Annotated in this window: 7 protein-coding genes and 1 pseudogene; 5 read left to right on the top strand and 3 right to left on the bottom strand. The window is 57.4% G+C overall.

Annotation, left to right across the window (positions count from 1 at the left end):
* A pseudogene (locus tag ACYVG7_RS16150) lies at positions 1-907 on the top strand (IS3 family transposase); the annotation flags it as partial.
* Positions 908-1,110: 203 nt separating this feature from the next.
* Here the strand turns inward: ACYVG7_RS16150 and acs are convergent.
* From acs to ACYVG7_RS16135, 3 genes are all read right to left on the bottom strand, one after another.
* On the bottom strand, positions 1,111-2,994 hold the full coding sequence (gene acs / locus ACYVG7_RS16145; RefSeq protein WP_460884116.1) for an acetate--CoA ligase: 1,884 nt from the start codon (positions 2,992-2,994) through the stop codon (positions 1,111-1,113).
* A 112-nt stretch (positions 2,995-3,106) separates the two neighbouring features.
* A complete protein-coding gene (locus ACYVG7_RS16140; RefSeq protein WP_460884115.1) occupies positions 3,107-4,006 on the bottom strand; it encodes a LysR substrate-binding domain-containing protein in 900 nt (299 codons plus the stop codon).
* Between the two features lie 100 nt (positions 4,007-4,106).
* Positions 4,107-4,490, bottom strand: a complete 384-nt coding sequence (locus ACYVG7_RS16135; protein WP_460884114.1) for a DUF423 domain-containing protein — start codon at positions 4,488-4,490, stop codon at positions 4,107-4,109.
* Between the two features lie 133 nt (positions 4,491-4,623).
* On the opposite strand from ACYVG7_RS16135, the gene rssA reads away from it, so the two are divergent.
* From rssA to mglA, 4 genes are all read left to right on the top strand, one after another.
* A complete protein-coding gene (rssA, locus tag ACYVG7_RS16130; protein WP_460884113.1) occupies positions 4,624-5,529 on the top strand; it encodes a patatin-like phospholipase RssA in 906 nt (301 codons plus the stop codon).
* A gap of 479 nt (positions 5,530-6,008) precedes the next feature.
* Positions 6,009-9,104 carry a beta-galactosidase gene (locus ACYVG7_RS16125; RefSeq protein ID WP_460884112.1) on the top strand — a complete coding sequence of 1,032 codons (3,096 nt, stop codon included), beginning with the start codon at positions 6,009-6,011 and terminating at the stop codon, positions 9,102-9,104.
* A 198-nt stretch (positions 9,105-9,302) separates the two neighbouring features.
* Positions 9,303-10,289 (top strand): galactose/glucose ABC transporter substrate-binding protein MglB, encoded by a 987-nt coding sequence (gene mglB / locus ACYVG7_RS16120; protein ID WP_460884111.1) that lies wholly within the window; start codon positions 9,303-9,305, stop codon positions 10,287-10,289.
* Between the two features lie 56 nt (positions 10,290-10,345).
* Positions 10,346-11,866: a galactose/methyl galactoside ABC transporter ATP-binding protein MglA gene (gene mglA, locus ACYVG7_RS16115; protein WP_460884110.1), complete on the top strand. Its 1,521-nt coding sequence runs from the start codon at positions 10,346-10,348 to the stop codon at positions 11,864-11,866.
* The last annotated feature ends 12 nt before the right edge of the window (positions 11,867-11,878 follow it).

Below are 11,878 nucleotides of genomic sequence, written 5' to 3'. Positions count from 1 at the left end.
GCCCATTCGGCAGGCCGTCAACTAAGCCCGCCCGGCGGGTTGGGGAGCGAGTATCCGACTTTGGATTTGATCAACAAGGCCGAACTGATCTGTTCTGTTTTTGATATCGCAAGCTCATCCTTTTATGAGTACTTGGCACGCAAGGGCCATGTAAATCGCGAACGGTTGCAGCAACGGAGCGAAGTGCGACGCTTATTCAAGGAGAGTCGGAGTTCTGCTGGTAGCCGCACCCTGATGTCGAGCCTGCGTGATTTGGGGGCATCAAATTGGTCGATTCAAGGTACGTAGTCTGATGAAAGAAGCGGGTTTGGTATCGAAGCAGCCCGGCTCTCATGCCTATAAAGCGGCACCGTATGAGCGACCAGACATCCCGAATTTGTTGGCGCGTGAGTTTGCAGTTGCGCAACCCAACCACGCTTGGTGCGGTGATATCACCTACGTATGGGCCGGCGGTCGCTGGCATTACTTGGCAGTGGTACTCGATCTCTGTACTCGGCGGGTGATTGGTTGGGCTCTGTCCGATAAGCCGGATGCTGATTTGGTGGTGAAAGCCCTTGATATGGCTTATCAGCAACGAGGCTGCCCGCGGGGAGTGCTGTTTCACAGCGATCAGGGTAGCCAGTATGCCAGTCGGAAATTTCGGCAACGGCTGTGGCGTTATCGGATAACCCAGAGCATGAGCCGTCGCGGCAACTGCTGGGATAACGCCCCCATGGAGCGGATATTCAGAAGCTTGAAGACAGAATGGATCCCAGAGACGGGATATCTGAATTTCCAGGAAGCAAAACGGGACATCAGCTACTACCTGATGGACTACTACAACTGGCGACGACCCCATCAATATAACGGAGGGCTCCCGCCAGCAGAAGCCGAAAATCGGCTTAACAGAGTGTCCGGATTTAGTTGACCACTACACAGGCTGGGGTCATCCACTAAAACGCCGATTCTCGGTCGATCGACCGATATGATTCCCTCCTGCATCGCCCCCACCTCCGCACATGCCGATACAGTCTCACTATAGTTGATCCCGTCGGGTCAACAGGTTGACCGCACGCGCAAGTTTCAACCCGGAAGGGTTCCTTTGGCCCCCTTCCAGAGCGCAGACCGGCATTACTCCTCTAGCGTGGAGAGATCCCCCTCGTCTTGGCCCAAGGCCCGTGCCCGCAGCACCCGGCGCATGATTTTGCCCGAACGGGTCTTGGGCAAGGCCTCGACAAAATGCACGGTTTCCGGAGTGGCGATGCGCCCCAGCTCCCGCGCCACATGCTCCTTGAGCTCGGACTCCAGATGCTTGTCGCCGCTGGCCCCGGCCTTCAGCAGCACATAGGTATGAATACCCGTGCCTTTCATCTCGTGGGGCAGACCGATCGCCGCCGCTTCCGTCACCATGGGATGACTGACCAGGGCGCTTTCGATCTCGGCGGTCCCGAGCCGATAGCCGGAGACCTTGAGCACTTCATCCATCCGGCCAATCACCCAGACATAGCCATCCTTATCCATCTTGGCGCTGTCGCCGGCCTTGTAGTAACCCTGGCTCTGGTAATCCCCCCAGTAGAGTTCGGCATAGCGCGGCGCATCACGAAAGATGGTGCGAGCCATCCCCGGCCAGGGATTCTTGATCACCAGCTTGCCCTCTTCGCCAACCGGCACCTCGTTACCTGCATCATCCACCACCCCGATTTCATTGCCGAAAAAGGGTTTAGTCGCAGAGCCGGGTTTGAGCGGGGTGATCGGCAAGGGGCAGATCATGAAGCCGCCGGTTTCGGTCTGCCACCAGGTGTCGATGATCGGGCAGCGCTTGCCACCGATCACCTCATAGAACCAGCGCCAGGCTTCCGGATTGATGGGTTCACCCACCGAGCCCAGCAACCGCAGGCTGGAGAGGTCGTAGCGGCTGGGCCAGCGATCACCAAAGCGCATCAAACCGCGTAGGGCAGTGGGTGAGGTATAGAGAATATTGACCCCGTATTTCTCGACCATCTGCCACCAACGGCTGGGATAGGGATAGTTCGGCGCCCCTTCATACATGATGAGAGTGGCGCCATTGATCAGCGGCCCATACACCATGTAGCTGTGGCCGGTGATCCAGCCCGGGTCTGCCGCACACCACCAGCGATCTTCCGGCTTGATATCAAACGCCATGCGGTGGGTGGTCGATGTATACACGGCGTAACCACCATGGGTATGCACCAGTCCCTTGGGCTTCCCGGTTGTTCCCGAGGTATAGAGGATGAACAGCATGTCCTCGGAGTCCATGACTTCGGTCTCGCAGCGCGGACTGGCAATGGGCAGGGATTGCAAATCGTGGTACCAGAAGTCCCGCTCGCTCTCCATCTGCACATCCAGGCCGTTATTGCGCACCGTGATGCACACCTCGATGCTCGGCGAACGTTGCATGGCTTCGTTGGCGATGGATTTCAGATCCGTCGGCTTACCGCGCCGGAAGCCACCATCGGCGGTGACCAGCACCCGGCTGTCGGCGTCTTCGATGCGGGCCGCCAGAGCCTCTACCGAAAATCCACCATAGACCACCGAATGGGCGGCGCCGATCTTGGCGCAAGCCAGCATGGCAAATGCCAGTTCAGGGATCTGCGGCATATAGAGGGTGACGATATCGCCCTTGCGCACGCCCATGCTCTTGAGCACATTGGCAAACTGGCACACTTCCCGATTCAGGGCATGGTAGGAAAACGAGCGCACAGCACCCTTTTCACTCTCCCAGATGATGGCCAACTTGTTACGCGTGGCACCGCTCAGGTGCCGATCGATGGCGTTGTGCACTATGTTGATCTGGCCACCGACAAACCACTGGTAAAAGGGTTTGTTGCTGGCATCCAGCACCGTATCCCAGGGTTTGAACCAGCTCAAATGCGCCGCCTGTTCGGCCCAGAACTGTTCTCGCTGCTCGATGGAATAGCGATAGAGCTGGTCATATTCCTGAATATTGGCGTGCGCCAGCACCTCGGCGCTCGGGTAGTAGAAGGTTTCGGTCATGTGCGGTGTCCTCGGCATCCATACCCCGCGCCTCAACCACGCGGGAATGGCATTAAGCGTAGACGCCCGGCTCTTGGAACCGATGCTCCGCACACAAAAGGTTAATGAATTGTTACTCCGGCGTCGATGCGGTCACACTTTTGAGGATGCACTCCGCCGCCGGATGCGGGTTACGCTGCCCCGGCACAATCAGGAACACCTCGCTGTGCAGATCGCTGCAGGTCCCCAACGTCGCCAGGCCATGGTGCTCAGCCAGTGAAACCACCATGTGCTCAGGGGCTGGCATGACGCCATCGCCCGCCTCGGCCATCACCTTCATCAAGGCGCTGTCACTGATTTCGGCGCGGATCCAGGGGGTGATGCCCTGATCGTGCAGCCACCCCAGCAGCTGGGCATGCAGTGGATGATCCTGATCCGGCAGTAACAGCGGCAATTCGCTCAAACACTCGGGAAATGGCAAGGCGCTACGCGCCGCCAGCTCCGGCGCGGCAGAAAAAGCGACGGGTGAACGCAGCAACGGATAGCTGCGGGCCTGCACATCCAGCCCGGCACTGTAAGCGACCTCCGATAGCACGGCATCCAGGGCATGCACCCCCAACTGGCCCAGCAACCGGATCATGGGCCCCTCCTGACAACGGATGCTGAGCGCAGGCTGAGCCAGAAACAGCGGCGAGAGCCAACCCTGCACCAGACGTTTCGGCAACGCATCCGTGATACCGATCCGGAACTCGGGCCAACTGCCCTGACGCTTACCATCAAACAGCGTGGCCAGCTCTTCGCCGATGGCAAACATCCGGCTGGCATAGGCAAATGCCTGATGCCCCTCGACGGTGAGCACCAGTCGCCGTCCCTGACGTTCAAACAGGGGATGGTTCAACCGCTCTTCCAACAGCTTGATCTGATCGCTCATGGTTTGCGGCGCCAGATGCAAGCGCTGGGCGGCCGCCCGCAGGCTACCGAGCCGGGCCGTGACCCAAAAGTAGTAGAGATGATGGTAATTCAATCCACGCATGTCTGTTTTTCCCTGCCAGAAGAATGATTTTATCTCCGGTATTAACGCGCATTTTGCCGTGGCTGGCTAGCCCTTCAACGTACAACTGGCGAATGAGCGCTCAACGCAATGGCATATCGCCATGAGCGCGGCAACCATGTCCCAATAACAACCCCCAGCCGCACATCAACGCCAGGCCACCCAGTGGGGTAATCACTCCCAAGGGCAATTGCGCCAACACCAACAGATACAGGCTACCGGAAAACAGCAGCATCCCCAGTGCAAACGCCCAGCGAGCACCCCGTAGCCAACGAGAAGGCTGCAGTTGCCCCAGCACAACCACCAGCAGCAGCGCTAATGCATGCCACAGCTGATACTGCACGCCAATCTGCAGGGTCTGCAGTTGTTCGGGCGCCAGCAGGTGCTTGAGACCATGGGCGGCAAAGGCTCCCATGGCCACAGCGCTCAAACCGGCAAAGCCAGCAATTCCAATCCAGACTCGCATCAACACGCACTCCTGTTGTTCATCAGAACCTAGGCTTTCCTCAACACCGGAAACACTACCTAGGTCGCCGATGTGATATGGTCATGGTGACTGAATATGATGCCAGCACAGTGCAGGGATGCAGAGGATAAACATGGCGAAATCGCGGAAAAAAATTGGCTTGGCGCTCGGCAGTGGTGCCGCACGTGGCTGGGCCCATATCGGCGTATTACGCGCGCTGACCCGCTTGGGATTACAACCGGATTTAATCGCCGGTTGCAGCATAGGCGCCCTGGTCGGAGCCGCCTATGCTGCCGGGGAGCTCGACTCTCTGGAGCAGTGGGTGCGTGGCTTCACGCGCTTGCAGGTCATGGGTCTGCTGGATCCGACCTTCTCCGGCGGTTTATTCCGGGGCGACAAGGTGTTTGGCGTCGCCGAAGAGCGCGTGGGTGAGCTGACCTTTGCCGAACTGCAGTTACCCTTTGCCTGCGTAGCCACCGAGCTGGAAACCGGCCGCGAACACTGGCTGCAGGAGGGGCCAGTGATGGGTGCTGTGCGGGCCTCCTGCTCGATCCCCGGCATGTTTGTCCCGGTTCAGCTCGATGGCCGTTGGCTCATCGACGGCGCCGTGGTCAATCCAGTCCCAGTCTCTCTATGCCGGGCCATGGGCGCGGATCTGGTCATCGCCGTCAACCTCAACTCGGATACCCGGCAAAACTGGAGTAGCCATGACGACGATGAAGTAGCGGCCCGTCATCCCCTGCTGCAATGGCTGCCGAAACGCAATCACGCCGGAGCCCCCAGCATGCTCGGGGTCATGAACAACAGCATCAGCATCATGCAAGAACGCATCACCCGAGCCCGGATGGCCGGGGATCCTCCGGAAATAGCCCTCAATCCCCATCTCGGAGGGGTGGCAATTATGGATTTCCACCGCGCCAGCGAGGCGATCGCCGAAGGAGAGGCCTGTGTCGAACGCATGATCCCGTTCATTGAAGCTGAGGCACACCGTTTCGGTTTAGAACTGATGCCGCAAGACGCCAACAACCCCGAGATTTAAACTCACGATCACCAGGCAGTACCACGGCGGCCCTGCGCCATGAGCACCAGGGTCGCCCTTCGTTCTTGCTTCTCCGCCCAGAAGCGCGGCAGCGCCGGTATTGGCCTCAGCAGTGACAACGATTACAACTTAGGCGACAAATCATGAGCCACGACGACAAGCCCGCTCTGTAAAGCCTACAGAGTCATGCTGCCACTGCAGTCGGTGCCTGCCGGGATCCGGCCGCGCCGCTCCCGCCTCAAGTTTCCATATCACCGCAGAGAGAACACGCCAGCAACAAGAAAACACGGCGCAAAAAATTAAAGCCAATAGCAATAACTATATGATTATTAATGAATAATGTGTCGGTCGTGATGAAAATATATTTTTGGTACCGCTTACATGATTGTGTGAGACTGATCGCCAATACCATGACAAGCATCGACTAGACTCTGGGCCACCGGGTGGTTTCACCGCAGCAAACGGACAGGAGTGGCATCATGGGATTGGCAGACGTACTGGCAAGACGGGATTGGCAGAATCCGGCACTGAGCAGTTGGCAGCGCTTACCGAGCCATACCCCATGTGCCAGTTGGCGAGATCTTGTCGCGGCACGCGAGGATCGCTCTTCCCCTTCCCGTCTGTCACTGAACGGTGACTGGTTTTTTAGCTTTTTCGCCGCCCCAGAATTAGTTCCCGAACAGTGGCTGGAGCAGGAATTGGCTGATGCCTGCGCCCTGACCGTTCCCGGCGACTGGCAGTTGCAAGGCTTTGACACGCCGATTTACAGCAACATCAAATATCCATTTCCCTGCCAGCCGCCCCGAGTCCCCGATGCCAACCCGACCGGCTGCTACTCCCGAACCTTCATGTTGCCAGCCACCTGGACCGCCAACGGCCAGGTACGCATCATCTTTGATGGCGCCAATAGCGCACTGCATCTGTGGTGCAACGGACACTGGATCGGTTACTCCCAGGATAGCCGCCTACCCGCCGAGTTCGATCTGACCCCCTTTCTGCTTCCAGGCGAGAATCGGCTGGCGGTGATGGTGCTGCGCTGGTGCGATGGCAGCTACCTGGAAGATCAGGATATGTGGCGCCTGAGTGGACTGTTTCGCGACGTCACCCTGCTGCATAAACCCGATAGCCACCTGAGCGATATCCGGATCACCCCCGATCTCGATGCCAGCTATCGGGACGGCCGCCTGCACATCGAGGTCCAGGTCGCGGCAAATGAGCCCGGCTTACAAGTCCGCAGTACTCTGTTCTCGGCAGAAGAGGCCCTGCTCAGCTGCACTCGGCCCTTGGGCACCGACATCATTGATGAACGCGGGCGCTATGCCGATCGGGTGCACATCGATTGGTCAATTGCCACTCCCCGGCAGTGGAGCGCCGAGCTTCCCAACCTCTACCGTCTGACGGTCGAACTGCTGGATGCGGCGGGACAACTCCTCGAGGTCGAAGCCCATGATGTCGGTTTCCGCAAAGTCGAAATCCGCGACGGCCTGCTCTGCCTGAATGGCCAGCCCTTGCTCATCCGCGGCGTCAACCGCCATGAGTTCGATCCGGAATTGAGCCAAGTGATGACCCATGAGCGGATGCTGCAGGACATCCGGTTGCTGAAACAGAACAATTTCAATGCAGTACGCACCTCTCACTACCCGAACCATCCGGAGTTCTACCGGTTATGCGATCGCCTCGGTCTCTATCTGGTAGACGAAGCCAACATCGAAACCCATGGCATGGAGCCGATGAACCGGCTAACCGATGATCCGCTGTGGCTACCGGCGATCAGCGAACGAGTCAGCCGCATGGTGCAACGTGACCGCAATCATCCCTGCATCATCCTCTGGTCTCTGGGTAACGAATCCGGTTATGGCGCCGCTCACGACGCCATGTATCAATGGCTCAAACGCCAGGATCCGAGTCGACCGGTGCAATATGAGGGCGGTGGTGCCAACACGGCGGCCACCGATATCGTCTGCCCCATGTATGCCCGAGTTGATGAAGACCAAGCCTTCCCGGCCGTGCCGAAGTGGAATCTGAAGAAATGGATCGGCCTACCTGGCGAAACTCGCCCCCTGATCCTGTGTGAATACGCCCACGCCATGGGCAACAGCTTGGGTGGCTTCGCTCACTACTGGCAGGCGTTCCGCGGCCATCCCCGCCTGCAAGGCGGCTTTGTCTGGGACTGGGTCGATCAGGGATTGAGCCGCCGCGATGCGGATGGTCAGCATTGGTGGGCCTATGGTGGCGACTTTGGTGAAACCCCCAATGACCGCCAGTTCTGTCTGAATGGCCTGGTATTTCCAGATCGCACCCCCCATCCGGCGCTGGCCGAGGCGAAAAAAGCCCAGCAATGTATCCAGGTTGAACTGCTCAGCCAGCAGCCGTTACGCATTCGTCTGCACAGTGACTGGTTGTTCCGCCACTGTGACCAGGAGGTGCTGCAATGGCGCATCCAGCAAGGGGGAACCACCCTGTTACAAGGGGAGTTGACCCTGACATTGGCTCCACAACAGAGCACTGACTATCTCCTGTGTAATCAGCTCCCAACCTTCTCCGCCAACGAGCTGGCCTGGCTGGATCTGGAGATACTACAACCCCTGGCGACCCCCTGGTCGGATGCGGGTCACCCAATCGCCAGTGAACAATTCGAACTGCCGGTGCCTCTGGCCGCGCCCCTGCCACCAGCCGACGGCATGGTACAAGTCACCGCGACCGAGCAAGGCTGGTTCATGGCAGCCAACGGCCAACGCTGGCAGTTGGATCGGCACAGCGGCCGTATCAGTCAATGGTGGTCTGCCGATCAGCTGCCGCAACTTCTGGCTCCGATTGCAGATCACTTCTATCGGGCCCCTCTGGATAACGATATCGGCACCAGCGAAGCCGACCATCTGGATCCGGCCGCCTGGATTGCCCGCTGGGCGTCCATTGGCCTGGGCGATTGGCAACACCAGTGTCTGAGCATTCGCGAGGCGAGCAGCGGTGCGGAGCCGGAGTTCGTCATCGAACACGGCTACTTCCATGCCGGTACCCTGCGGGTGCTGAGTTGCTGGCGCCATCGTTTTGATAGCCAAGGCCACCAGCATCTGGATATTCAGGTCACGCTCGCGGCGGGTCTGCCGTCACTGCCGCGCATCGGGATCTTGCTCCAATTAGCCCAGCCGGTGGAGCAGGTCTCCTGGCTTGGGCGAGGCCCCCACGAGAACTATCCGGATCGCAAGCTTGCAGCCCATCTCGGACGCTGGCAATTACCGCTGGCGGCCTTGCACACTCCCTATATTTTCCCCACGGAAAACGGTCTGCGCTGCGATGTCCGCCAGTTGCAGTTAGGAGCGATTGCCGTCGAGGGGGGCTTTCACTTTAGTGTCAGTCGCTACAGCCCACAAACGCTGGCCCGTACCCGTCACCAGCATGAGTTGGTCGCCGATGCCGGTTTGTACCTATGCCTAGACGGTTACCACATGGGGATCGGCGGCGATGACTCCTGGAGTCCGAGCGTACGAGATGAATTCTTGTTAAATCCAGGCCACTACCACTACCGACTGACACTGGGAGTGGCGGCGACCACAAAGCAACCGATCAGCTCATGAACCCAATAAAACCAACCAGTTATTGATCGACACGAACAAAAATTAAGCCAACGTAACATTATGTAAACGCTTTCTTTGTGTTGTGAAGATCACAGACAAAATTGCAACAAATTGACTACATTGACTTAAGCCGCCGCCCTCATCCCGAGGACGGAGTGTGCCCTACAACCCAACAACATAGAAAACCGGAGAAGGATAATGAAAAAACTGACCACAGTTGCAGCCCTGTTAGCCGGCATGACCCTGAGCTCAATGGCATCAGCTGAAACCACTCTCGGCTTTACCATCTACAAGTACGACGACAACTTCATGGCCGTCGTGCGCAAGGGGATTGAAAAAGAAGCAGCCAAAGCACCAGACGTCAAACTGCTGATGAACGACTCCCAGAATGACCAATCCAAGCAGAATGATCAGATCGACGTCATGCTGGCCAAAGGAGTAAAAGCCCTGGCCATCAACCTCGTCGATCCAGCCGCGGCTCCTGTGGTCATCGAAAAAGTGCGTGCCGATGGTATTCCAATTGTGTTCTACAACAAGGAACCCAGTGCCGCCGATATGGCCAGCTATGACAAGGCCTACTACGTGGGGACCGACTCCAAAGAGGCGGGCATCATCCAGGGCGAGCTGATCGCCAAACAGTGGAAAGCGCACCCGGAATGGGATCTGAACAAGGATGGCACCCTGCAGTTTGTCCTACTCAAGGGTGAGCCAGGCCATCCGGATGCCGAGGCGCGTACCACCTATGTGGTCAAGACTCTGAATGAGAAGGGTGTGAAAACCGAGCAACTGCACATGGACACCGGTATGTGGGATACCGCCATGGCCAAGGACAAGATGGATGCCTGGATCTCAGGTCCGAACGCCAGCAAGATTGAAGTCGTGATCGCCAACAACGACGGTATGGCCATGGGTGCCGTCGAGTCACTGAAGGCTCAAGGCAAGACGGCAACGCCGGTATTCGGGGTCGATGCACTGGCCGAAGCTCTGGCCCTGGTCAAGAGCGGCGCCATGGCGGGAACCGTACTGAATGATGCCAGCAACCAGGCCAAGGCAACCTTTGACCTGACCAAGAACCTGGCAGAAGGCAAGGCCGCAGGGGAAGGCACCCAGTGGAACATAGTCAACAAGGTGGTCCGCGTTCCTTATGTCGGCGTCGACAAAGACAACCTGGCAAAGTTCGAATAACCCACCGCACCGGCAAGGAGGAGAAACCTCCTTGCCTCTTCTGACCACAAGATGTGATGGCTGATATGACAACACAGCAACAATCAGAATGGCTGTTGGAGATGATTGACGTCAGTAAGAGTTTTCCTGGCGTTAAAGCACTCGATAATGTCAATTTACGGGTCCGTCCTCATTCTGTGCATGCGTTGATGGGTGAGAATGGCGCGGGTAAATCCACGCTGCTCAAGTGCCTGTTCGGCATCTACGAAAAGGATCAGGGCAAGATTTTTTTTCAGGGACGAGAGGTCAATTTCACCTCGTCCAAGGAAGCATTGGAAAACGGCGTCTCCATGGTGCATCAGGAGTTGAACCTGGTGTTACAACGGACCGTCATGGATAACATGTGGCTCGGGCGCTATCCCACCAAGGGGATTTTCGTCGATCACAGCAAGATGTACACCGATACCAAGCGCATCTTCGACGAACTGGATATCGACATAGATCCCCGCGTCAAGGTGGCAACCCTCTCGGTTTCCCAGATGCAGATGATCGAGATCGCCAAGGCGTTCTCCTATGATGCCAAGATTGTCATCATGGATGAGCCCACCTCTTCCCTGACTGAAAAAGAGGTCAACCACCTCTTCAAAATCATCAACAAGCTGAAAAAGAAAGGCTGCGGTATCGTCTATATCTCCCACAAGATGGAAGAGATTTTCCAGCTGTGTGACGAAATCACTATCCTGCGGGATGGTCAGTGGATCGCCACCCAGCCCCTCGAAGGCATGACCATGGATCAGATCATCGGCATGATGGTCGGCCGCGCATTAACCCAGCGTTTCCCAGAAAAAACCAACCAGCCCAAGGAAGTGATCCTCGAGATCGAACACCTCACGGCCAAGAACCAACCCTCCATCAAGGATGTCAGTTTTAACCTGCACAAGGGGGAAATTCTCGGTATCGCTGGCCTGGTCGGCGCCAAACGTACCGATATCGTCGAGACCCTGTTCGGTATTCGCGATCGCAGTCAGGGCAGTATCCGTCTTCATGGCCATGAGGTAGAAAACCAGAATGCCCATGAAGCGATTCAAAATGGCTTTGCTCTGGTGACCGAAGAGCGGCGCTCCACCGGGATCTATGCCCAGTTGGATATCGCCTTCAACTCGCTGATCGCCAACATGGACCAGTACAAAATCGGCATGGGACTGCTGAGCAACAAGAAGATGAAGAGCGACACCCAGTGGGTGATCGATGCCATGCGGGTCAAGACACCGACTCAGCAAACCAGCATTGGTTCGCTGTCCGGGGGCAATCAGCAAAAGGTCATTATCGGTCGCTGGCTGCTGACCCAGCCGGAAATTCTAATGCTCGATGAGCCAACCCGCGGCATCGATGTTGGCGCCAAGTTTGAAATCTACCAACTCATCCTCGAGCTGGCGAAGAAAGACAAGGGCATCATCATTATTTCATCGGAAATGCCTGAATTGCTGGGGATCACAGACCGCATTCTGGTCATGAGCAACGGCCGCGTCGCCGGTATCGTCAACACCAAAGAAACCGACCAGAGCGAGATACTGCGCCTGGCATCTCTGTACCTCTAGACAGGAAGATAC

The sequence above is a fragment of the Pseudaeromonas pectinilytica genome, from assembly GCF_054780855.1.
The sequence above is the reverse complement of the archived record's forward strand: the minus strand, read 5'-3'. Positions and strand labels throughout refer to the sequence as shown.

What these genes read in the sequence shown, in the direction of transcription:
- mglB (WP_460884111.1), top strand. Translation starts at nt 9,303, where the DNA reads ATGAAAAAACTGACCACAGTTGCAGCCCTGTTAGCCGGCATGACCCTG.
- acs (WP_460884116.1), bottom strand. Translation starts at nt 2,994, where the DNA reads ATGACCGAAACCTTCTACTACCCGAGCGCCGAGGTGCTGGCGCACGCC.
- rssA (WP_460884113.1), top strand. Translation starts at nt 4,624, where the DNA reads ATGGCGAAATCGCGGAAAAAAATTGGCTTGGCGCTCGGCAGTGGTGCC.
- ACYVG7_RS16135 (WP_460884114.1), bottom strand. Translation starts at nt 4,490, where the DNA reads ATGCGAGTCTGGATTGGAATTGCTGGCTTTGCCGGTTTGAGCGCTGTG.
- mglA (WP_460884110.1), top strand. Translation starts at nt 10,346, where the DNA reads ATGGCTGATATGACAACACAGCAACAATCAGAATGGCTGTTGGAGATG.
- ACYVG7_RS16125 (WP_460884112.1), top strand. Translation starts at nt 6,009, where the DNA reads ATGGGATTGGCAGACGTACTGGCAAGACGGGATTGGCAGAATCCGGCA.
- ACYVG7_RS16140 (WP_460884115.1), bottom strand. Translation starts at nt 4,006, where the DNA reads ATGCGTGGATTGAATTACCATCATCTCTACTACTTTTGGGTCACGGCC.